The 22,138-nt window shown below is 68.8% G+C and carries 23 protein-coding genes and 1 pseudogene; 12 read left to right on the plus strand and 12 right to left on the minus strand.

The annotated features are described in order from the left end of the window. The first annotated feature begins 14 nt into the window (after window positions 1-14). The 3 genes from H5399_RS06325 to H5399_RS06335 are packed head-to-tail and all read left to right on the plus strand — an operon-like array spanning window position 15 to window position 3,557. Entirely contained in the window at window positions 15-1,421 is a 1,407-nt protein-coding gene (locus H5399_RS06325) for a mycothione reductase (RefSeq protein WP_182782180.1), read from the plus strand. Further along, on the plus strand, window positions 1,422-2,636 hold the full coding sequence (locus H5399_RS06330) for a glycoside hydrolase family 3 protein (RefSeq protein WP_182782181.1): 1,215 nt from the start codon (window positions 1,422-1,424) through the stop codon (window positions 2,634-2,636). Window positions 2,637-2,672: 36 nt separating this feature from the next. Beyond that, window positions 2,673-3,557, plus strand: coding sequence for a sucrase ferredoxin (locus H5399_RS06335; protein ID WP_182782182.1), 885 nt, complete (start codon window positions 2,673-2,675; stop codon window positions 3,555-3,557). A 785-nt stretch (window positions 3,558-4,342) separates the two neighbouring features. Here the strand turns inward: H5399_RS06335 and pstB are convergent. From pstB to H5399_RS06375, 8 genes are all read right to left on the minus strand, one after another. Next, entirely contained in the window at window positions 4,343-5,122 is a 780-nt protein-coding gene (gene pstB, locus H5399_RS06340; protein WP_182782183.1) for a phosphate ABC transporter ATP-binding protein PstB, read from the minus strand. Between the two features lie 18 nt (window positions 5,123-5,140). Next, on the minus strand, window positions 5,141-6,205 hold the full coding sequence (gene pstA, locus H5399_RS06345) for a phosphate ABC transporter permease PstA (RefSeq protein ID WP_182782184.1): 1,065 nt from the start codon (window positions 6,203-6,205) through the stop codon (window positions 5,141-5,143). After that, window positions 6,205-7,209 (minus strand): phosphate ABC transporter permease subunit PstC, encoded by a 1,005-nt coding sequence (pstC, locus tag H5399_RS06350; protein ID WP_182782185.1) that lies wholly within the window; start codon window positions 7,207-7,209, stop codon window positions 6,205-6,207. Before pstC ends, pstA begins: the two co-directional genes overlap by 1 nt. Window positions 7,210-7,316: 107 nt before the next feature. Continuing rightward, window positions 7,317-8,417, minus strand: coding sequence for a phosphate ABC transporter substrate-binding protein PstS (gene pstS / locus H5399_RS06355; RefSeq protein WP_182782186.1), 1,101 nt, complete (start codon window positions 8,415-8,417; stop codon window positions 7,317-7,319). Window positions 8,418-8,615: 198 nt separating this feature from the next. Further along, the gene (locus H5399_RS06360; protein WP_182782187.1) at window positions 8,616-9,488 is read right to left on the minus strand and encodes an NUDIX hydrolase; all 873 of its coding nucleotides are present in this window, start codon (window positions 9,486-9,488) and stop codon (window positions 8,616-8,618) included. After that, window positions 9,485-11,563 (minus strand): RNA degradosome polyphosphate kinase, encoded by a 2,079-nt coding sequence (locus H5399_RS06365; RefSeq protein WP_182782188.1) that lies wholly within the window; start codon window positions 11,561-11,563, stop codon window positions 9,485-9,487. Before H5399_RS06365 ends, H5399_RS06360 begins: the two co-directional genes overlap by 4 nt. A gap of 6 nt (window positions 11,564-11,569) precedes the next feature. Next, the gene (gene mshD, locus H5399_RS06370; RefSeq protein ID WP_182782189.1) at window positions 11,570-12,427 is read right to left on the minus strand and encodes a mycothiol synthase; all 858 of its coding nucleotides are present in this window, start codon (window positions 12,425-12,427) and stop codon (window positions 11,570-11,572) included. Next, entirely contained in the window at window positions 12,417-13,070 is a 654-nt protein-coding gene (locus H5399_RS06375) for a winged-helix domain-containing protein (protein ID WP_370585695.1), read from the minus strand. The genes mshD and H5399_RS06375 overlap by 11 nt, the downstream gene beginning before the upstream one ends. 90 nt (window positions 13,071-13,160) lie before the next feature. Here H5399_RS06375 and H5399_RS06380 point away from each other — a divergent pair, with 90 nt between their 5' ends. Beyond that, window positions 13,161-13,916, plus strand: coding sequence for a hypothetical protein (locus tag H5399_RS06380; RefSeq protein ID WP_182782191.1), 756 nt, complete (start codon window positions 13,161-13,163; stop codon window positions 13,914-13,916). 3 nt (window positions 13,917-13,919) lie between these two features. Here H5399_RS06380 and dtd read toward each other — a convergent pair whose 3' ends face one another. Then, window positions 13,920-14,357 (minus strand): D-aminoacyl-tRNA deacylase, encoded by a 438-nt coding sequence (gene dtd / locus H5399_RS06385; protein WP_182782192.1) that lies wholly within the window; start codon window positions 14,355-14,357, stop codon window positions 13,920-13,922. A gap of 34 nt (window positions 14,358-14,391) precedes the next feature. On the opposite strand from dtd, the gene H5399_RS17935 reads away from it, so the two are divergent. Genes H5399_RS17935 through H5399_RS06400 form a run of 4 tightly spaced genes read left to right on the plus strand, consistent with a single transcriptional unit; the run spans window position 14,392 to window position 17,353 of the window. Further along, window positions 14,392-14,514, plus strand: coding sequence for a hypothetical protein (locus H5399_RS17935; RefSeq protein WP_255422085.1), 123 nt, complete (start codon window positions 14,392-14,394; stop codon window positions 14,512-14,514). Then, window positions 14,511-15,014, plus strand: coding sequence for an FABP family protein (locus H5399_RS06390; protein ID WP_370585696.1), 504 nt, complete (start codon window positions 14,511-14,513; stop codon window positions 15,012-15,014). Before H5399_RS17935 ends, H5399_RS06390 begins: the two co-directional genes overlap by 4 nt. A gap of 1 nt (window position 15,015) precedes the next feature. Beyond that, the gene (locus tag H5399_RS06395; RefSeq protein WP_182782193.1) at window positions 15,016-15,945 is read left to right on the plus strand and encodes a folate-binding protein YgfZ; all 930 of its coding nucleotides are present in this window, start codon (window positions 15,016-15,018) and stop codon (window positions 15,943-15,945) included. A gap of 34 nt (window positions 15,946-15,979) precedes the next feature. After that, window positions 15,980-17,353, plus strand: a complete 1,374-nt coding sequence (locus H5399_RS06400; RefSeq protein ID WP_182782194.1) for an acyltransferase — start codon at window positions 15,980-15,982, stop codon at window positions 17,351-17,353. On the opposite strand, the gene H5399_RS06405 is transcribed toward H5399_RS06400, so the two are convergent. Further along, window positions 17,346-17,627 (minus strand): redoxin family protein, encoded by a 282-nt coding sequence (locus H5399_RS06405; protein ID WP_370585697.1) that lies wholly within the window; start codon window positions 17,625-17,627, stop codon window positions 17,346-17,348. The two genes, H5399_RS06400 and H5399_RS06405, sit on opposite strands and share 8 nt — an antisense overlap. A gap of 94 nt (window positions 17,628-17,721) precedes the next feature. On the opposite strand from H5399_RS06405, the pseudogene ppk2 reads away from it, so the two are divergent. Together ppk2 and H5399_RS17945 are read left to right on the plus strand one after the other, a co-directional pair. Continuing rightward, window positions 17,722-18,597, plus strand: a pseudogene (ppk2, locus tag H5399_RS17940) (polyphosphate kinase 2); the annotation flags it as partial. Between the two features lie 147 nt (window positions 18,598-18,744). Further along, a complete protein-coding gene (locus tag H5399_RS17945; RefSeq protein WP_370585718.1) occupies window positions 18,745-19,116 on the plus strand; it encodes a low molecular weight phosphatase family protein in 372 nt (123 codons plus the stop codon). A 539-nt stretch (window positions 19,117-19,655) separates the two neighbouring features. Here H5399_RS17945 and H5399_RS06415 read toward each other — a convergent pair. Further along, on the minus strand, window positions 19,656-20,294 hold the full coding sequence (locus H5399_RS06415) for a SatD family protein (RefSeq protein WP_182782196.1): 639 nt from the start codon (window positions 20,292-20,294) through the stop codon (window positions 19,656-19,658). Between the two features lie 85 nt (window positions 20,295-20,379). On the opposite strand from H5399_RS06415, the gene H5399_RS06420 reads away from it, so the two are divergent. Then, complete coding sequence (locus H5399_RS06420) at window positions 20,380-20,808, plus strand: hypothetical protein (RefSeq protein ID WP_182782197.1); 429 nt, start codon at window positions 20,380-20,382, stop codon at window positions 20,806-20,808. Between the two features lie 29 nt (window positions 20,809-20,837). Beyond that, entirely contained in the window at window positions 20,838-21,383 is a 546-nt protein-coding gene (locus H5399_RS06425) for a metal-dependent phosphohydrolase (RefSeq protein WP_182782198.1), read from the plus strand. Here the strand turns inward: H5399_RS06425 and H5399_RS06430 are convergent. Beyond that, entirely contained in the window at window positions 21,359-22,075 is a 717-nt protein-coding gene (locus tag H5399_RS06430) for a PadR family transcriptional regulator (RefSeq protein WP_255422087.1), read from the minus strand. The genes H5399_RS06425 and H5399_RS06430 overlap by 25 nt on opposite strands. Window positions 22,076-22,138: the final 63 nt, after the last annotated feature.

Raw genomic sequence — 22,138 nt, forward strand, 5'->3', positions numbered from 1 at the left:
GGAACAATGGCGCCATGCAGCATTTTGATCTGGTGGTCATCGGTTCAGGCTCAGGGAACTCGCTGATCGACGAGCGCTTCGCCACCTGGAACGTGGCATTGATCGAGCGTGATGAGACCTTTGGGGGCACCTGCCTGAATCGCGGCTGCATCCCCACCAAGATGTTCGTGCTGCCGGCGGACCATGCAGCCGCGCCCTCCGACGCACGGCGCCTCGGCGTTGATCTCCAGTACCGCGGCTCGGACTGGAAGGCCATCCGCGACCGCATCTTCGGCCGTATCGACCCCATCTCGGCCGGTGGGCTCCAGTGGCGTGAGCGCTCTGGCAACGTCACGGTCTTCCACGGCGAGGCGCGGTTCGTCGGACCGCAGACCCTGCAGGTGGGAGACGACCGGATCAGCGCGGACCACATCGTCATCGCCACCGGATCACGACCGCGAACCGTCGACGTGCCTGGCCTCGAGGACGTCGCGGGGCTGGTCCACACGTCGGACACCATCATGCGGATCGACGAACGGCCACGTCGCCTCGTGATCGTGGGCGGCGGCTACATCGCGGCAGAATTCGCGCACATCTTCTCAGCGCTCGGCACAGACGTCACCCTCATCAACCGCTCGGACGTCCTGCTGCGCCATCACGACAGGGAAGTGGCGGAACACTTCGCCGCCCAGCTGTCGCGGCGGGTGCATGTGCGCCTCAACCAGCAGCTCAGCTCCCTGGAGGCCGCCGGTCACGGGGCCATGACTGTGATCACCAAGGACCGCAACGGCGTCGAGTACGAGTACTTCGCAGACGCACTCCTGCTGGCCGTCGGGCGGGTGCGCAATGCGGACGCGCTGGACCTGGCCGCGGCCGGCATCAACGTCAGGGCGGATGGACAGATTCAGGTCGACGCCCAGCAGCGCACCAACGTGCGAGGCGTCTGGGCGATGGGTGACGCATCGTCGGACTACCTGCTCAAGCACGTCGCCAACGCCGAGATGCGCACCGTCCAGCACAACCTCCTGCACCCCGACAACCTGGTCGAGACCGACCACCGCTACGTGCCGCACGCCGTGTTCAGCGACCCCCAGATCGCTAGCGTGGGCGCCACGGAGGAGCAGCTGAAGGCATGGGGCGTGCCCTTCGTGGTGGCGCGCCAGCGATACGCGGACGTGGCCTACGGCTGGGCCATGGAGGACGAGGGCCACTTCGTGAAGCTTCTTGCGGACCCCCACACCTGGCACCTCCTCGGCGCGCACATCCTCGGCCCCCAGGCGCCGACACTGCTCCAGCCCCTCATCCAGGCCATGAGCTTCGGGCTACCGGTGACCCAGATGTCGCGGGGACAGTACTGGATCCATCCTGCGCTGCCCGAGGTGGTTGAGAACGCGCTGCTGGGTCTGGTGGACTCGCACCACCCCATCTACCTGGACCGCTGAATGCCGGCCCCATCTGTGCGGCTGTCGCTGGTCTGCGCGGCGGCTCTCGCCGCCGCCGGTTGCGCCCCCGGCCCCACGCTGCCGCCGTCGATGACAACCACCCAGGCCTCCCCGGCGCCCGCATCCCAGGCCACTGAGGCGTCGCCCCCGCCCCTCACTTCTGAACCCACACCCACGCTCACCAGCTGCCGCAGCATCGCCGAGGGGCTCGACGGGCCCGTCAGGGTGGGCCAACTCTTCATGGTGGGCGTCTCGACCGGCGGCCTGGACCAGACCACCCGCTCCGCCATTTCGCTGGGCCGGGTTGGGTCAGTGGTGCTCCTGGGGAACACCACTTCTGGTGTCGACGGGATCCGCGCCTTGACCGCAGAGCTGGGCAGCCTCGGCACCGCCGAGCTCCCGCTGATGATCGCCGTCGACCAGGAGGGCGGACAGGTGCAACGGCTCCGGGGCCAAGGGTTCGATGCGATACCGGCCGCCACGGATCAGGGCGAGCTCAGCGAGGGCGAGCTGAGGGCCGCCAGCAGCCTGTGGGGGGATCAGCTGAGCATCGCAGGCGTCCACTACAACCTCGCGCCCGTGGCAGACGTCGTCCCGGCGGACAAGCAGCGCAGTAACGAGCCGATCGGGCTCCTGTCTCGCAACTACGGCAACGATGCACCGACGGTCTCGCGCTCCGTCGTCGAGTTCGTCGAGGGGATGGGGGAGGCTGGAATCGCCACCTCCCTCAAACACTTCCCCGGTTTGGGTGAGGTGGTCACCAACACGGACTTCGGCGCCGCCACGGACGACGACATCACCGCCGACCACCCCTCCTTGGAGCCGTTCCGTGCGGGCATCGAGGCGGGCGCGAGCTCCGTGATGATCTCCTCCGCGGTGTTCACCCAGCTCGACCCCGGCGTGGAGGGCGTCTTCAGCCAGGTGATCATCTCGGAGCTGTTGCGCTCCGACCTGGGCTTCGACGGCGTGGTCATCGCCGATGATCTCGGCGCCGCCCGATCCGTGGCGGGGGTCAGGCCGGCAGACCGGGCGGTGCGCTTCCTCGACGCCGGCGGTGACCTCGTCATCAACGCCGATCCCACCCTGATGAGCGCCATGATCGACGCCACCGCGGCCAGGGAGGCCACAGACGAGGACTTCAGTGAACGCGTGCTGGACTCCGCCGAACGGGTCCTGCGGCTCAAGGCCTCAGTGGGGCTCGTCGACTGCGGCTGACCGTCCCGCCCGTCGTCGACGGCTAGGCTGACGGTCATGTCGCGCTGCTCCGTGCTGTGGTCCGCCGCCGGTCTCCCCGCCTGGGGCACCGCGGCCCGCGCGGACTTCTGGGTCTGCCTCGAGGCACCCGGCCCCTGGGGCGCCAAGGCCGCCACCAGCGCCCGAGCGCTTGACCCGGCGGTGGGGGCGCGGCTCGAGCGGCTGATCGAAGAGATGGGCGGCCGCCTGCTGCTGATCCGCCAGGCAGCGCGCAACACCGTCGGCGACGACCCCCTCACGGTCCTCGTCTCCGGAGGATTCGACGAGGAGGGCTGGCTCACGCGGTTCGAGGTGGGCGATGCCAAGGGACTCGTCGAGTGGCTGGACAGCTGGCGGCAGGCGGGCATGCCATCGCCACAGGACACCGTCGCTGAGCCGGTGCTGCTCGTGTGCACGCACGCCAAGCGGGACCGGTGCTGCGCGCTGGAGGGCCGCCCCATCCTCGAGGAACTCGAAGGGGAGCTGGGAGTGGAGTCGTTGTGGGAGTGCTCCCACCTGGGGGGTCACCGGTTCGCGCCCACCGCACTCCTCCTGCCGACGGGGCAGGTGCTCGGGAGGATGGTCGCGGGGGAGGCCCTCGCGGCGTATCGGGACGCGGGCGTCGGGCTGCTCTGGCCCGGCGGTGAGCGCCGCGACAGGGGACGCAGCCACCTGCCCCCGGAACGGCAGGCGGCGGAGGCGTGGGCGCTGGCCCGGTTCGGAGCGTCTCGCTCTCAGGACCTGGGCAGCCGGATTGAGGGAGACACGGTGGAGGTGCGCCACGGTGAGCGTCGCGTCATCGTGCGGGTGTCGCGGATCGACACGGGCGACGAGGCGCCGCTGAGCTGCGGCAAGGAGTCGGAGCCGATGACGTACTGGTCCGTCGAGCCGGTCCAGGAGTAGCCCCTGGTTTGCCCCGTCTGGGGTGTTGTGGTCGGGTTCGGCGGCTGTGCCCCGGTTCGGCGGCCGTGCCTCGGTTCGGCGGGCTGTGGTAAGGCCGGGTTGGCCGGTGGTCGGGTTCGGCGGCGTGTGGTGGGGGGCGGGCCGCCCATGATGCCGGCGGCGGCGCTTCGCGCGCGGCGCCGTCATCAACGCCCACCCAACCTGCCCCGCCCCCCACCTCCCGCCGCCTTGGCGGACGCCAGAGGCCGCGTTGGCGGACACCTCGCGTGCCCGCGGGGTGAGCCGGTCGGGCGCGGAGCGCCGCCGACCGCGTCGAAGCCTTCGTCGGCGCTTCGCGTGGCCAGCCCTTCGCTGGATCTCAAATCGGCGATCGGCGCCATCGACCCCACGATGAAGCGCGGAAGCTCAGCGAGCGCGCGTTGCCCTCTGCGTCAGGGGGACGGTGGTCGGGGCGGCACTGCGCAGCGGTGCCCAACTCGAGGATCACCCAGCTGGCATGCCGCCCAGGACCATCCCGACCCAAGGCCGCCCCGACCAGTGGCGCCCGGACCCGGCCACGCCACAGAAGGAGTCTGCGGGGAACCGGGATCCGATGCCCGGGCGGCCCTCAGAAGCGCCGCAGGCCCCGACCACCACGTCAGTCGCGGAGAACCTGCTCACTCAACCACCGCGGGCCGTCCGGGCATCGGATCACGGATCCCCGCACACACGGCACCCCCCTGACCACGAGGGCTAGGACAGCGGAACGTCACGACGCTCACACCTGTGGGCGGAGCGGTAGGGGATCAGCCGAAGCGGCCGGTGATGTAATCCTCAGTGGACTTCTGATCCGGGTTGTGGAAGATCTTCTCGGTGGGCCCGTACTCGATCAGCTCGCCCGGCTGCCCGTGCGCCTTGAGGTTGAAGAACGCCGTCTGGTCCGAGACACGCGCAGCCTGCTGCATGTTGTGGGTGACGATCACGACGGTGTACGTCTCCTTCAACTCCTTGATCAGGTCCTCGATGGCCAGCGTCGAGATGGGGTCGAGGGCGGAGCAGGGCTCGTCCATCAGCAGCACATCCGGCGACACCGCGATCGCGCGGGCGATGCAGAGGCGCTGCTGCTGCCCCCCGGAGAGGCCGGATCCCGGCTTGTCCAGACGGTCCTTCACCTCGTTCCAGAGGTTGGCCCCCTTCAGGGACTGCTCCACCAGGTCATCGGACTCCGACTTGCTCATTCTGTCGTTGTTGAGCCGCACGCCGGCCAGGATGTTTTCCTTGATCGACATGGTGGGGAAGGGGTTCGGGCGCTGGAACACCATGCCGATGTGGCGGCGCACGCGCACCGGATCCACCGACTTGTCGTACAGGTCCACCCCGTCGAGCAGCACCTGGCCGTCGACGTAGGCGCCGTCGATCACCTCGTGCATGCGGTTGATGGACCGCAGCACCGTGGACTTGCCACACCCGGACGAGCCGATGAAGGCCGTCACGGCGCGCGGCTCGATGGTCATGCTGACCGACTTCACGGCGTGGAACTTGCCGTAGTAGATGTCGAGATCCTTGAGCTCAATTCGCTTGGACATTTTCCTGCGTCTTCCTGATCAGCGGCCGGACTTGGGGGCGAATTTCCACGCGATGAGTCGACCGATCGCGTTGAGGCCCATGACGATGAGAATGAGGGTGAGGGCCCCTGCCCAGGCGCGGGCGTAGAAGGGATCCTGGGGGATGCCGGGGGTCACGTACTGGTAGTACACGAACACGGGCAGCGTGGCCATCGGGTTGGAGAACGGGTTGACGTTCATCGACGCCGTGATGCCTGCGGTGACCAGCAGCGGGGCGGTCTCGCCGATGACGCGCGCGACGGACAGCACCACGCCCGTGACGATGCCGGCCAAGGCGGTGGGAAGCACCACCTTGGCGATGGTGCGCCACTTCGGCACACCCAGTGCGTACGAGGCCTCGCGCAGCTCGTTGGGCACCAACCTCAGCATCTCCTCCGTGGAGCGCACCACGGTCGGGATCATCAACACCGACAGGGCCACCGCTCCGGAGACGCCGTTGTTGGTGCCAGGCCCGAAGATCAGGCTGAAGACGGTGTAGGCGAACAGCCCCGCGACGATCGACGGAATGCCGGTCATCACGTCGACGAAGAAGCGGATCGCCGAGGCCAGCTTGCTGCCTGCGCTGTACTCGACGAGGTAGATGGCTGTGAACAGCCCGATCGGAACGGAGATCAGGCTGGCGATGCCGGTGACGATCAGCGTGCCCCAGATGGCGTGCACAGCCCCGCCGCCTTCACCGATGACGCTGCGCATCGAGTAGGTGAAGAAGTTGATGTCCATCCGCTCGAGGCCCTTGGCCACTGTCTGCCAGATCAGGGAGACCAGGGGGAACAGAGCGATCAGGAAGGCGCCGGTGACGATGTGGCGCGCGTTGCGGTCCTTGGCCTTGCGCATGCCCTCGACCGACCAGGACAGCGCGAACATGGCGGCCAGGAAGACGAGTACGCCGATGATCAGGACGCTGCCGATGCCCGCGGCGCTGAAGAGGGCCAGGACCGCCGACGTGACCGCGAAGGCGATGACGAGCATCGCGGGCGTGGTGAAGCGGGGCAGCTGGCCGGCGGTCAACTCGCTGGTGCGCGTGGTCAATGTGGTGGCGCTCATCAGTTGGCTCCCGAGAATTCCTTGCGCAGGGACAGGACCCAGCGCGCCGTCATGTTCACGGCCAGGGTGATGACGAACAGCACGAGGCCTGTCGCGATCAGCTGGTTGATGCCCAGGCCGAAGGCCTCTGGGAAGGCGAGCGCGATGTTGCCCGCGATGGTGTTGGGGTTGCTGGAGGTCAGCATCTGGAAGTGGATGATCGCCGCGGGCGAGAGCACCATGGCGATAGCCATCGTCTCGCCGAGGGCGCGACCGAGTCCGAGCATGCACGCAGAGACAATTCCGGGGGTCCCGAACGGGATCACCGCCTGGCGGATCATCTCCCAGCGGGTGGCGCCCAGGGCGAGTGACGCCTCCTCGTGAAGCCGCGGGGTCTGCAGGAACACCTCGCGTGAGATGGCCGTGATGATGGGCAGCACCATGACTGCCAGCACGACGGCAGCCGTCAGAACGGTGCGACCCGTGCCGGAGACCGGACCGGAGAAGAACCAGCCGAAGACGGGAAGCGGTCCCAAATTGTCCGCCAGCCATACGTACATGGGGCGCATCAGCGGGGCCAGGGTGTTGATGCCCCACAGGCCGAAGACCACCGACGGCACTGCTGCCAACAGGTCGATGATGTAGCCGAGACCGGCTGCGAGCCTCCGTGGGGCGTAGTGGCTGATGAACAGCGCGATCCCGATCGCCACGGGAACAGCGAACACCATCGCCAGCGAGGCGGCCCAGACGGTGCCGAAAGCGAAGGGGAGCGCGTAGCTCCAGAACTCGCCGTACTGCAGGTCCTCGGCGTCTGCGGTCAGCGCCGGGATCGACAACCCGACGAGGAACGTGGCGACGGCGGCGAGGATCACGAGGATCAGGGTGCCGGATCCGGTGGAGATCGCCTTGTAGAGCTTGTCCCCGAATCGCTTGCTGCTGTGGTGGAGGGCGTGACTCTCGTCCTCCCGGTGGGGGAGCGAGTCCTTCTGCGGCGTGGTGGGCGCCTCCGCGTCCGTCGTCGACATGGTTCTCCTGCTGTTGACCGATGGGGCTGGGCGGCTGCCCTGAGCCCTAAGAGTCGCGCCTCCCGCAAACGAGAGGCGCGACTCCTGGGATTACTGGGATCCTACGATCACTTGATCGAGTCGATGGCGGCAATCACCTTGTCGCGCAGGGCGGGGGCCAGGGGAGCGGAGCCCGCACCCTCGGCCGCGTCGAGCTGGCCCTGCTCGGAGGCGACGTACCCGAGGTACGCCTTCACCAGTTCGGCCTTGGCCGGATCCGCGTACTCCGCGCAGGCCATGCCGTAGGCGACCAGCACGATGCCGTAGCCCTCGGCGCTGCGGTCGAGGTTGATCGCGAGGTCGTTGGCCTCGCGACCCTCCTCCATCGGGGAGACGTCCACCGCGGCGGCGGCGTCCTCAGCGGTGGGGCCGTAGAAGTTGTCGTCACCGATCTTGGCGACGGAGAGCTCCCCGGCCTGCGAAGCGTCGGCGTAGCCGATGGTGCCGGTGCCGCCGGTGACGGCTGCGACGACGCCGGAGGTGCCCTTGGCGGCCTCGCCGCCCTCGTAGGTCCACTCGCCGTCGGCCTCGTTGGTCCACACGGAGGGGGCGGTCTTGTTGAGGTAGTCGGTGAAGTTCTCGGTGGTGCCCGAGTCATCCGAGCGGTGCACGGGGGTGATGTCCATGTCCGGGAGCTCGACGCCCTCGTTGGTGGCGACGATGGCCGGGTCATTCCACTTGGTGATGGAGCCGTTGAAGATGCCGGCCAGCGTGTCGGGGTTGAGGTTGAGCTCAGTGACACCCTCGAGGTTGAAGATCACAGCGATGGGTGAGACGTAGATCGGGAGGTTGTAGGCGATGGAGTCATCGGCGCACAGCGACGAGGCGCCGGCCACGTTCTCCTCAAGGGTGAAGGCGCGGTCAGAGCCGGCGAAGTCCACGCCTGCGCCCATGAAGGCCTCGCGGCCGGCGCCGGAACCGTCGGGCGCGTAGTTGACCGTCATGCCCGGGTTGGCGTCCTGGAACTTCGCGATCCAGGTGGTCTGCGCGGAGTTCATGGCGGAGGAGCCCTTGCCGGCGAGGGTGCCCTCGAGGGTGGAGACGGCCGAGGAATCGGCGGTGGCGGCGGAATCAGTGGTGTCCGGCGTGGTGGTGCCCTCGTTGGCCGCGCAGGCCGACAGGAGGAGCGCGGCAGAGAGGCCGAGAGCAGCGGTCAGACGAATCTTCATTCGGGGAGTGCCTTCCGAGAGGGGGGTGGGGCTTGCGTGCGGCCCCGGAACTCGATGTGTTTCGGTTCGTTCCTGCATCGGACGGTAAAGAATCGAAGTAACGCGATGAGTCCAGTTCGGTTAACAGAAGATGAACGGTGGTCGAGTTCTCACGCGGCGAACCCTACGATCGGGTAATTGGGGGTTCGCGGGATGCCGTCAAGCGGTGGGCTTGTGGATCTCGACGGCCACCTTGTCGCCGGCGTCGTCGCGGTGCACCACGACCACCTCCGCGACCACCATCGGCCGCGGCGAGAGATCCACGCCGCTGAACATCGCCGGGAGGACCGGCCGGTGCCCGCACAGCGCGGTGGGCACCTCAAAGGTCCGGAACAGCTCACGAGTGTAGGAGGTGACCTCGTCCGGGTGCACGGTGCCCTTCTCCTCGGTCAGCACATCGAGGGTCTCGATGGTGAGGCCACGCTGATCCGCGTAGGGCCTCAACGTGTCCACGCAGCGCGTCGAGGACGACGACACCAGGCTCTCGATGCCGTACGCCGAGAACAGCTGGGCGAGTTCCTTCGCCTGGCGCCTGCCGCGACCGGCCAACCGTCGCTCCTGGTCCGGGCCTGTCCAATCCTTGCGAAGCATGGCCTTGGCGTGCCTGACCAGGAGGAGCGGGGTGGTGCGCTGCGTGAGGAGGGCGGCCGAGAGGACCCTGCGCTCGTCGGCGTAGGTGAGCCGCCGCATCGCCTTGTCGATCCGGAACCAACGCACCCTGTCCACCTCGGCATCGGGTTCGCGTGGCATCTCCTCCAGCGCCTCGGCGCGCCAGTACTCGACGGACTTGGGCCCCTTCTGGAGCTGGTATCGGATCGTCGGCAGCCGTAGGCCCAGCCGGATCACCACTCCGGTCTCCTCGAAGACCTCCCGCACTGCCGTCTGCGGCGCCAACTCGTCGGCCTCGCCCTTGCCCTTCGGCAGCGACCAGTCGTCGTAGCGGGGGCGGTGGATCAGCAGGACTTCGGAGTCATCGCCGGAGCCGCGCAGGACGACGGCTCCGGCAGCCCGGATCTTGGCTCTCTTGGTCATCGCGAGGAGCGTCGGGCCGCTGTCTGCTGGATGAGCCACTCCTGGAGGTCCAGGAGCGGGGTACCCGCGTCGTCAGTGGTGTGCGCCGTCCAGGTGGCGTCGGTCAGCTCCCAGTGGACGGTGCTGTCCGCGAACGCCATCTCGAAGAGGTCCTCCACCTGCTTCACGTGGGCCGGGTTGCTGATGCCGACGATCGCCTCCACCCGGCGGTCCAGGTTGCGGTGCATCATGTCCGCGGACCCGATGCCGACGATCGGTCTGCCACCCCCCGCAAACCACAGCACCCGCGAGTGCTCCAGGAACCGGCCGAGGATGGAGCGGACGCGGATGTTGTCGCTCAGGCCGGGGACACCCGGGCGAATGGTGCAGATGCCCCGCACCCAGATATCCACGGGAACGCCGATCTGAGAGGCGCGGTACAGAGCGTCGATGAGAGCCTCGTCGACCAACGAGTTGACCTTGATCTTGATGCCGGAGACCTTGCCGGCGAGGTGGTTGGCGATCTCCCCGTCGACGTAGGCGAGCAGCCCCTGGCGGATGCCGTGGGGCGCCACCAGCAGACGGCGGTAGTTGGTCTCCTGCGTCATGCCGGAGAGGTGGTTGAAGAGCCGGGCCACGTCGTCGCTGATGACGGGGTTGGACGTCAGCAGTCCCATGTCCTCGTACTGTCGCGCGGTCTTCGGGTTGTAGTTCCCGGTGCCGATGTGGGCATACCGGCGCAGCCCGTCGGACTCCTCGCGCACCACCAGGGAGAGCTTGCAATGTGTCTTCAGGCCCAGCATGCCGTAGACGACATGCACCCCCGACTTCTCGAGCTTGCGGGCCCAGCCGATATTGGCCTGCTCGTCGAAGCGGGCCTTGATCTCGACGACGGCGAGCACCTGCTTCCCGGCCTGGGCGGCCTCGATGAGGGCGTCGACGATGGGAGAGTCGCCTGAGGTCCGGTACAGGGTCTGCTTGATGGCCAGCACGGCAGGATCCGCCGCCGACTGCTCGATGAAGCGCTGCACAGACGTGGCGAACGAGTCGTAGGGGTGCTGGACCAGCACGTCGCGCAGTTTGAGCGACTTGAACATGTCCGCGGGGCTGGCGCTCTCCACCTCCGCGAGATCAGGGTGCGTGATGGGCAGGAAATTGGGGTACTTCAGGTCCTCGCGCTGCGAGTCCGCCAGCGAGAACAGGCCAGTGAGGTCCAGCGGGGCCGAGAGCCGGAACACCTCGTTGTCGTGGACGTCCAGCTCGGCCATCAGCATCGCCAGCATGTGCTCGTCGATGCCCTCTTCCACCTCGAGGCGCACAGGCGGGCGGCCCACCTTGCTGCGGAGGAGTTCCTTCTCCAGCGCGAAGAGGAGATTCTCCGCATCATCCTCCTCCACCTCGATGTCCTCGTTGCGGGTCACCCGGAATGTGGTGTGCGAGATCACCTGCATGCCGGTGAACAGCTGCCCCAGGTGACGGGAGATGATCTCCTCCAGCGGCAGGAAGCGGCCCTCGGCCAACTTGACCAGCCTCGACAGCACCGGCGGCACCTTGACCCGCGCGAACTGCCGCCCACCGGTCTGTGGGTTCTTCAGCAGGACCGCCAGGTTGATCGACAGCCCCGAGATGTAGGGGAACGGATGCGACGGATCCACGGCCAGCGGGGTGAGGACCGGAAAGATGCGCTCCGCGAACAGGGCGCGCATCTTGTCCTTCTCGGAGGCCGTCAGCTGATCCCACCGGAGGATCTGGATGCCCTCGGCGGCCAACTCGGGCCGGATCACCTCCTGGAAGACGCGCGACTGCTCCACCACCAGGTCGGCCACCTTGCCCAGCAGCTCGGAGTGCAACTCGCCCGGCATCTTGCCGGTGACGGTGGGGACGGCGACGCCGGCGGCGATGCGACGCTTCAGGCCCGCGATGCGGACCATGAAGAACTCATCCAGGTTGGAGGAGAAGATGGCCAGGAACTTGGCCCGCTCGATCAGCGGGATGCGGTCCCGGTCCCGGGCGAGATCCAGGACGCGGTCGTTGAACTGAAGCCAGGAGATCTCGCGATCCAGGTAGCGGTCCGTGGGTAGCGGGGTCTCACTCAATGTCCCTCACCTCTCGAGGCGGTAGCTGGTGTCGGTCTGGGCGATCCGGAAGCCAGCATTCTGGTACATCCGGACCACCCTGTCCTGATCGCCCTCAACGTAGAGCTGGACGGTGCGGTCACCCGCTGCGGCCAGGTGCGCGAGGCCGTGTGCCAGCAGGGCGCGCCCCAACCCCTTGCCTTCGTGGGCCTTGTCGACGGCGATGAGGTAGACCTCACCCAAGGCGTCGCCGTGCCGCTTGGTCCAGTGCAGGCCCACCACGTCGTCGCCGTGCAACAGGACGAAGAATCCAGCGGCGTCGAACCAGGGCTGGCGGGTCAGGTCGTCGAACTCCTTCGCCGTGAGCCGGCCCTGCTCCGGATGGTGCGCGAAAGCCCGTGCGTTGAGCGCCAGCAGCGCTGCGGCCCGATCCGGGGTGTAGGTGACGATGCGGTAGCCCTCGGGGAGTTGCCCCCCCGGTTCGTCGCTGCGGAGGGGGCGCTCCATGCGCAGCAGCGTGCGAACCGGTGTCAACCCGAGGCGCCTCGCCAGTGCGTCACCGCCGGGCAGAGTGCCGAACGCCCACACGGCGGAGTCCGGGTGGGCCCGGAGCGCCTCCGTCAACAGCGCGGCGCCCACCCCCTCCGAGCGGTGGGCGGGATGCACGCCCAGGAGCAGCGTGCCGTCGCGCTCGTCACACACCACGAACCCGTGGGGGTCCGAGCGCGATCCCATGAAGAAGAAGTCTGCCTCGCGGGTGCCGTCGATGCCCATCGAGCCGGACTCGTTGAGGGGTGAGATGCCGTCGTGCTCGGTGATGGCGGCGACGAGGCGCCTCAGCGCGTCCTGCATCGTCGGCGTCAACGTGTTGAGGCTAATCAGCACGGTGTCCCTCCCTCGAGCTGGCGAACCGGTAGCCCACGTTGCGTACGGTGCCGATGTAGTAGTCGTATTGGCCGAGCTTGGCCCGGAGACGGCGCACGTGGACGTCCACCGTACGGGTCCCGCCGTAGTAGTCGTAGCCCCAGACCTGGCTGACCAGGGTTTCCCGCGACAGTACCCGCCCGGGGTGCTGCATCAGGTAGCGCAGCAGCTCGAACTCGGTGTAGGTGAGGTCCAGGGGGGCGCCGTCGAGGCTGGCCGAATAGGCCGCGCCATCGACGCGGATGGGGCCGGCGGTCAGCACATCGGGATCGACGTTGGCCTTGGCCAGGATGCGGAGGCGGGCGTCCAGCTCCGCGGGCTCGCCGCCCGCCGCGACGAAGTCGCTGAAGCCCCAGTCCGGAGACAGGACCGCCAACCCGGAGGTGGCCACGAGCAGGAGGACCGGCGTGCCGCCGCTCTTGGCCAGGGTCTGGCACGCCGAGCGCGCCCCCGCGAGATCGGTGCGGCCGTCGACCATCACCACTGCCACCGCCTCCGCCTCCACCAACGCCTGGGCCGCAGAGGTGACCTGGGTCACGTGATGGCTCAGCAGGGTCAGCTCCACCGGGGGTTCCCCCTCAGAGACGAAGAGAATGTTGCTCACGCGGGAGGCCTCCTTCCAGTCGAGTGACTGGCTCATCGTAACGCCGCCGGACTCCCGGCGTTATCCGCGCCGACTTGTAGCATGGCCGCCATGGAGCAGCGGGTTCCTGACGAGTACTTCCGGCCGGCCGCTGAATCCGACGACGTGCGCGCTGAGGACAGCGGCCGCCCGCTGCCGGACAGGGCCGCCGCGAAGGCCGTCGCGCCCGCAGACATCCGAGACGGCTGGACCGCCCGGGCCGTCGCCAGCCTGGCGGTGGTGGTGGTGGGCGCCTCCTTCACCGTCGGGCGGCTCTGGGTCTTCCCCCCGGAAGAGCAGCCGCGTCCGGAACCCGCCCCTTCGCTCTCCGTCTCCGCGATGCCCTCTCCCTCCGCGTCGCCGGATGTTCTCGCCCCGTACGACGGCGCCGTCACGGCGGTCCAGGCCATCGCGGCCGAAGGGCGCTGCGTCGAGGGCGGCAGCCGCGACGCCCCGCTGGCGCTGGTGGACAACAACGGCGAGACGATCTGGCGGTGTCGCGGCGACGGCGCCGAGCAGAGCGTCACGGTGCGCTTTCCCGGGGTCCGCACCCTCGTCGGGCTACGGGTCGTCAATGGGAACACCGTCTGGACGGACCGTTACCTGGCCGAACGCCGGATCCTCACCATCCGGTGGACATTCGCCGACGGCTCGTTCTTCGAGCAGGGGCTGGCGGCCAACGATCGAACCCCGCAGGAGGTGCGCTTTCCGGAGACGGACACAGACAGGGTGACGCTGACCATCCTCGAGTCCACCGCCCCCGGAGGCACCAGCGTGTCCATGGACGCTGTGTCCATCAGCGCCTTGGACTTCCTCGGCCCAGCCTGACCCTCAGGCCGAGTCGTGCGTGTCGATCAGGATCGTCACCGGGCCGTCGTTGACCGACGAGACGCGCATGTGGGCGCCGAAGCGTCCCCGCGACACCGTCGCCCCCAGCAGCTCCAGCTGCCGGCACAACTCCTCGACGAGGGGCTCGCTCACCTGGCCGGGCGCGGCCCCGCTCCAGGAGGGACGGCGCCCCTTACGGGTGGAGGCGTAGAGGGTGAACTGGCTGACCACGAGGAAGGGCGCCCCGGTGTCGCTGGCTGAGGCCTCATCGTCGAGGATCCGCAGGCCCCATAGTTTGCGCGCGAGGGCCGCGGCGTCGGCATCGGCATCGCCATGCCCGACACCGGCCAGCACCAGCAGGCCGGGCCGGTCCAGCCGCGCGACCACCTCGTCGCCTACCTCGACGGACGCCTCGAGTACCTTCGTCACCACCACGCGCATGGCCCCATTGTGGCCGGTTCGTATACTGGCCCGCATGGCCGCGGTCCTGGTGTGGGTGCTGATTGTCGCCACCGTCGCGCTGGGCGTCGGTGCGCTCATCGCGCTGGGCGTGACCCTGCGAGGGCTGTGGAGACAGCTGCGAGGAGATGAGTCGTGAACATTGACATCGAGGTGCCTGAGGGCCTCAACCCCGCCCTGACGGCGCTGGGCTGGCTGGTGGGCCGGTGGGAGGGCACCGGCAACGGTACGGACCACGACGGGAACGGGTTCGAGTTCGAGCAGCGCATCGAGTTCAACCACAACGGTGGCGAGTACCTGTACTACGCCTCCCAGACCTTCCTGCTCGGCAGCGAGGGGGCAGATCAGGTGCCGATGAGCATGGAGACCGGCTTCTGGCGCCCGAAGAAGGACGCCTCCCTGGAGGTGGTGCTGACCAGCGCCGACGGCTGGACCGAGGTGCTCGTCGGCAAGATCCAGGTCACCCGCATCGACCTGATGACCGACGCCGTGGTGCGCACGGAGTCGGCCACCGTTTCGCATTCCGCGGGCCAGCGTCTCTACGGCAAGGTGGAGGGTGACCTGATGTACGTGCTGGATCGAGCCACCACCGAGCACGAGTTGCGTCCCCACATGTGGGCCAGACTGAAGCGGACCTGAGATGCCCGTGATGCTCGAGTCCGGTGTGGACGCCGGCCTCGCCTGGCACTTCGGCAACCCGGTCGCCGAGGCGCGGGCCCTGGAGGCTGGGGAGGGGGTCGTGGACCTCCATAACCGCGAGATCCTGGAGATCAGCGGGCCGGACAGGCTCGGGTGGCTGCATTCCCTGACCACCCAACACCTGAGTGCGCTGGCTCCCGGCGAGGCCACGACGGCGCTGATCCTGTCACCCACAGGGCACATCGAGCACGTCCTGCACGGCGTCGACGACGGGGCCTCGTTCCTCGCCTGGACCGAACCGGGGCGGGCCGCCGAGTTGATCGCCTTCCTGGAGAAGATGCGCTTCTCGATGCGCGTGGAGGTGGCCTCCCGCCCGGACCTGCGCCTGGCCTGGGTGGGGCATCGCGTGCCCCTGGACGGGGCGTGGCGGAGGCGCGATTCCGAGTTGGGCGGGCTCGAGGTGTTCCTCCCTGCGGAGGCTGAGCTCGCCGGCACCGTCGGCACCTGGGCGCTCGAGGCCATGCGCATCGCCGCCGGCGTCCCCCGGATCTTCATCGACACCGACTACAAGACCATCCCCAACGAGATCGGGCTGGTGGGTACGCACCTGAACAAGGGGTGCTATCGAGGCCAGGAGACCGTGGCCCGGGTTCACACCCTGGGCAGGCCCCCTCGACGCCTGGTGCTGCTGCACCTCGACGGGACGATGTCCGCGCTGCCGGAGTGGGGCGCACCTGTCGAGCTGGCCGGCAGGGTGGTCGGTGTGGTGGGCTCCTCGGCCCGCCATCACCAGCTCGGCCCCATCGCGCTCGCCTTGGTGAAACGGTCGCTCGCCGTTGACGCGGAGCTGCTGGCGGACGGGATCCCGGCCGCGCAGGAGGCACTGGTGGACCCCGACGTGGGCCTGCACGTGCGCCCCGTCCTGGGATAAGGGAGAGTCGCTCGCCGGCTGGCATCATTCTCCTGTGCACAACGAGCCGGCGCGTAACACCACGATCGACGTCGCGCGCGCTCTCTCCGTGTTCGTCGTCGTCGTTTTCCACGGACTCATCTTCCAGGCCTCAGTGGGGCCCGACGGCGCTCTGCAGGCGGAGCTGTGGGCGCCGCCCATCTGGGTGTGGGGGCTGTCGTGGCTGCTGATGTCCATGCCGCTCTTCTTCGCCTGCGGCGGCTTCGCCAACGCGATCATCGTGGACAAGATGCGACGGCGGGGCACCGGGTTCTCGCACTATCTCGCCAACCGGGGCCGTCGGCTCACCGGAGGGCTGACTGTCTTCGTGACGGTGTTTGCGGTGATCGCCACCGGGGCCGCCTGGGTGGGCTATCCGGCGCTGGCCGCGGAGCTCAGCCGCTCCCTGATGTTCCTCCTGTGGTTCATCTCCGTCTACCTCGTGATCGTCCTGTTCGCGCCGTTCATGGTGATGCTCCACGACCGGTTCGGGGCGTGGGTGATCGTCGCGATGCTGCTGGGCATCATCGTGGTGGACCGCGCATGGATCGGGTTCGGCCGCAACGACATCGGTCAGATCAATATGTTCCTCGTGTGGCCGCTCTGCCATCAGCTGGGCATCGGGTACCAGCGTGGCTGGTTCAGGGAGGGCCCGGCGCGCCGCACCTGGGCACTCCTGCTGGCCGCGGCCGGCGCGATCGTGCTCCTGATCGCCTTCTTCGGCTACCCGGCCTCGGCGGTCGGCTTCGGCAACGCCCCCCGGGCCAACCACCTTCCCCCCACGTTGGCGATGGCGCTGTTGGGAGTTGCCCAGGTGGCAGGTCTCGGGCTCGTGGAGCGGTCACGGGTGTTCGCCGACCTCGCACCGCGGGCCGAGGCGCGGCTCGCCAGGCTGAGTGCGCTCATGATGACGGTCTACCTGTGGCACGTGCCGTGTCTGCTCATCGGTGCAGCCGCGCTACTGCTGCTGGCCACGGCACTGCCGATGGCGGCGCCGGTGCTCCTGGCCCAGACCACAGTGCTGGCGGTCGGCGTGGTCCTGATCCTGGTCCTGGTGCCGCTCATCGGGCTCGTGGAGTACCGGCTGATCCCGCCGCTCGGCACCTCACAGGACCGCTACCTCGCGCTGCTGAGCTACGTGCTGATGATCGCCGGCGCGATGCTGGTGTGGCGCCACGGCACGGTCCTCCACCCGGCCTACCCGGGGTCGATCCTCGGGGTGGTGTCGATCTGGGCCGGGACCTGGACCATGGTGCGGGCGTCCCGGCCGGTGGGGGTGGCGCGCAGCCCAGACGACCTCCTCAAGCCGCGGCGCGGACTCGGGGTCCGACGGGCGGACAACTCCCCGGAGGCGGAGGTCCCCGGGGAGTTGGTGGACCGGATCAGTTGAGGGCGGCCAGGGCGGCGTCATAGTCTCGCTCGTGTGAGGTCTCGGACACCTGCTCGGTGTAGATCACCGTTCCCTCGCCGTCGATGACGACGACGGCGCGCGCCAGGAGGCCGCGGATGGGACCGTCGGTGTAGGTGACCCCGTAGGCGCCTCCGAAGTCCGAGCGGAAGTCCGAGGCCACCACGCTGATCGCGCAGGTGCCGGTGTCCAGGGAGTGGAAGATGACGACAAATCCGGCCATGCCCGGGCCGCCATCCGCAGTGCTGTTCGCCACGAGCGTGCTCCTCGGGTGTGGGTGAGCGCGACACGGCTCGTCGCGGTTTGAGCCCGTTCAACTCGCGTTCACCCGAAGGTGGTGAACTACTCCCATGAGCCAACAGAATCTCCGCGAATACATCGACCATCTGCGCTCCGAGGGCTACGCAGTCGCCGATGTCCACGGCGAGGACCCGTACCTGATCGACCCGCTCGGCAACGCGGTGGAGACATGGCGGGACCGCCACCCCTACGACGAGCTCCTGGACCGGGACTCGTACGAAGCGGAGAAGCGGGAGCTGCAGATCGAACTGCTCAAGTTCCAGTACGCCGCCCAGGATGCGGGCACCAAGCACATCATCATCTTCGAGGGGCGCGACGCTGCAGGCAAGGGAGGTGCCATCAAGCGCTTCACCGAGCACCTCAATCCTCGTAGCGCGCGCGTCGTCGCGCTCGCCGCGCCCACGGAGCGGGAGAAGGGCCAGTGGTACTTCCAGCGCTACGTGCAGCACCTCCCGACGGCGGGCGAGATCGTCCTCTTCGACCGCTCCTGGTACAACCGGGCGGGGGTCGAGCGGGTGATGGGATTCTGCACCGATGAGGAGTACGAGAGCTTCATCCGGCAGGCCCCCCTGTTCGAGCAGATGCTGATCGAGTCCGGTATCACCGTGACGAAGCTGTGGTTCTCGGTGACGCAACGCGAACAGCGCACGCGGTTCGCGATCCGCCAGATCGACCCCGTCCGGCAGTGGAAACTCTCACCGATGGACCTGGAGTCGCTGGGCCGCTGGGAGGACTACACCGCTGCGAAGACGGCGATGCTCAAGCACACCGATACCGAGATCGCCCCCTGGTACCGGATCAAGTCCAACGACAAGAAGCGCGCCCGGCTCAACGCGATGCGCCTCTTCCTGGACCTGCACGACTATGAGGGCAAGGACCCCTCGGCGATCAAGCCCACGGACCCGCTGATCGTGCAGCGGGGCCGCAAGAAGTGGATGAAGGCGGATGAGGAGTCCGCCGAGGACGCCGCAGTCCGCCTCGATGCGACCCGCGGATCCACCACGGACCCTGAGCAGGCCTCCACCAAGCCGAGCGTCCTGTTCGTCTGCGTGAAGAACGGCGGCAAGAGCCAGATGGCTGCCGCCCTCGCCAGGCTGCACGCGGGTGACGCCGTCGACGTGTACTCGGCCGGCACGAAGCCCGCCGCATCGCTCAACGAGGAGTCGCGCGCCAGCGTCGAGCAGCTGGGCGCCACGTTCGAGGGGGAGCAGCCGAAGGCGATCGACCCCGAGATCTTGCGCAGCGTCGACAGGGTGGTGCTGGTCGGCGGCGAGGCGGCGGTGGAGCCCGTCGAAGGCATGCGCGGCACTATCGAGACGTGGCTGACGGACGAGCCGTCCCTGCGCGGCATCGAGGGCGAGGAACGCATGACTTTGGTCCGCGACGACATCGACGCCCGCGTGCGTGCCCTCCTCTCCGAGCTGGTGCCGCCCTCCGCGGACTGACGGTCGGTCCCTGAGCCGAGCTGGACCGCCCGCAGCGCGGGGGGAAGGTCGCCCTTTCGCTCCCTGAGGAGGGCCGCCCGCGAAGCGGCGTGGCCGGTCTACTTCCGCTCCCTGAGGAGGGCCGCCCGCGAAGCGGCGTGGCCGGTCTACTTCCGCTCCCTGAGGAGGGCCGCCCGCGAAGCGGCGTGGCCCGTCTCGAAGGGTTGTGACTACCACCTTGACGCAGTTCTTGTGGGCGGGTGCGGTGAGCCGTGAGTCGATGCCCGGGCGGCCGTTGTCCAGGGTCTCGATGTTTCGTCCAGCCGGGTCGGTGGTCGGGTTGTTGAGGCCGCCCGGGCATCGTCTCCCGTCTCCCCGCACTCGTCCTGTCTGCGGCGTTGCCTGGTCCAGGGTGTGGGCCGGCAGGGCGGCGTTGGGGTCGGGTCTGCCTGAGCGGGATGCCAGTTGGGTGATCGTCGGGTTGGGCACCGCTGCGCAGTGCCGCCCTGCCGTCCCGACCCTCGCGCTCAGGCACGTGACCCTCAGGGGGTGGGTGAAGGTCAGGGGAGCTGGCCGAGGGCGACGATGGCATCCATCAGCGGGCGCAGGTCGTTGTTGCGCACGCGTTGCGAGTTGGCCGACTCGCTGATCCCTTCGCGCCCGGCGATCTCGGCGTTGTCCAGGCCGTCGAGCATGCCCCGGAGGGTGGAGAGGGCCCCCGGCCGCAGCCGGCCGAGATGGGCGTCGATCAGCCGCGACACGGCGTCGGCGGAGGGGGTTGCCGTGGCCCGCTCGTCACGCACCGCCGTGCGCACCGCCTCGTATCCCGGTTTGGCCGCCTGTCCCTTGACCCAGTCGATCGCCTCGCGTGCCTGCCACCAGGCGGAGCCGTCCTGGATCCCGCGAGCCTCGTCGACGACGACCACCTGGCCACCCCCGAGTCCGCAGCGTGCGTCCCACCGGGGGGCGAGCGCGAGCCTGAGCGAGAAGCCGGCAGTCAAGGCGGCGCCGAGGGAGGGGTATACCCCCTGGAGTTCATCGCCGACGGTGGGGCGAAGTTCGTGCAGCGGTTCGACGGCGGCGTTGACGCCCGCGACCGCCCGGAGCACGTCCGCATGCAGGGCGTCTCTCTGCGCGGTGCGCGACGCCACGATGTCGACGAGCAGAGCCACAACGGGCAGCACCTTCGTAGTCTTCATATGTAGAGAATAACTTCATAGCTTCCGGGTGAAGGACAAACCTTATCCCGCGAGAGTGTCGGGGCGGCCGTGTAGCGTTTCCGGCATGGACTGGGGGCTGGTATTGAAGGCCGCGATCGTGCTGCTCGCGGGCCTCGTCGCCGCCCTCGGCAACCCCGTCGTGCGTGCCCTACTGAGGCGGATCGACAAGGCGTCCCTCCCGTCGTCGGAGGTGGAGGTGGCGCAGACCCGGGCCAGCCTCGGCCTGGAGGCGGCCCAGAAGGAGCTTCCGGGCGGCCGGTGGATCGGCATGCTGGAGCGGGTGGCGGTGTACGCGTGCATCGTGGCGGGCTTTCCTGCCGGGATCGCCATGGTGCTGGCGGTCAAGGGTCTGGGGCGGTACGCGGACCTGGCCACGGCGTCGGACTCGGGGACCTCGCGCAAGGGCGAGTTGTTCATCATCGGGACCTTCGCCAGCATGCTGTGGGCAGGGCTCTGGGCCGGCGTCGCCTACTTCGCCGTCCGGGCGTGGTGAGCGCCGGGGGCCTGCTCCCGGAACATGTGGTGGCAGAGCTCCTCGACAGGTGGGCAGAGCCGCATCGTCGCTATCACTCCCAGGCCCACCTGTGCGACGGGCTGGCCGCGCTGGATCTGCTGCAGGCGGGCAGGCTGGAGAGAGTCGCCTTCTGGTTCCACGACGCGGTCCACCACAACGCGAGCCCGGACGACGAACTCGCCTCCGTCGCGCTGGCGCGGGGCCTCCTCCGAGGTCTGCCGGCCGCGGAGGTCGACGAGGTGTGCGGGTTGATCCTGGTCACCGTCGATCACGCGCCTCACCCCGACGACGAGGCCGGTGGACGGATGGCCGACGCAGACCTGCACGGACTGGGGCTCCCGTGGGAGCGGTACTGCATCAATGTCGCGGCGATCCGGGCCGAGCTCCCCGACCTGGGGCCGGCCGAATGGGTCGAGCGTCGGCGACGCTTCGTCGAGCGGATGCTGAGCCGCGGATCGGTCTTCCACACGCCGAAGGGCCTGGCGCTCTGGGAGCGCCAGGCCCGGTACAACCTCCGGCGAGAGCTGGATCAGCTCTCGGCGAGCAGCTGGTAGAGACGCCTCTTCAGGTCCTCGACCTCGGCCGTCGCCTGACCGATGAGGTCCTCGTTGCCGCTCTGGGCGATCGTCCCGACGGCGGACCAGGCCTGACCATAGGCCTGTGCCAGCCCGGCCGCGGGATGTGCGGCCGCGTCGTCGTCCTGCTCCCACGGGGTGGGCCGTTCTGTGGCCTCGGCCTCGGCGCGGCCGGCGTCGGTGATCTCGTAGGCCTTCCCCGCCTCGGAGGCGATGAGGCGGATGAGCCCCTCGTCCTCCAGTTGGTTGAGCGCCGGATAGATGGCGCCGGGGCTCGGCTTCCAGCGCCCGCCGCTGCGGTTGTCGAGCTCCTGGATGATCTGGTAGCCGTTGCGCGGCTGTTCGGCGATCAGCAGCAGGGCGGCGTTGCGGACGTCGCCGCGACGGGCGCGGCCTCCACGTCGGCCACCGAACGGGCCGGTGCCGAAGCCGCCGGGGCCGAAGGGTGTGGGTCCGAAGCCGCCGGGGCCGAACGGGCCGCCGCCGGACGGGCCGTGCCCGCCCATCCTGCCGCGGCTAGGGCCTCCGTGGCGGTGACCGCGACCGCGGCGCTCGCCGCGCCGATCGTCGGTGGGTTCCTCGGGCGTGCTGCTTTCGTTGAGCAGGGCGCCGAAGATCTGGTGCAGGGCGGCGCCTCGGCCGCCCCAGGGGTGATGCATCGCGTAGTCCATCGCGAACTCCTTCTGGACAGTGGGGGCTGAATGCCCCGTACGTGTTCCAGGATGCACGATAGC

The sequence above is a fragment of the Tessaracoccus sp. MC1627 genome, from assembly GCF_014164725.1.
Lineage (GTDB): Bacteria > Actinomycetota > Actinomycetes > Propionibacteriales > Propionibacteriaceae > Arachnia.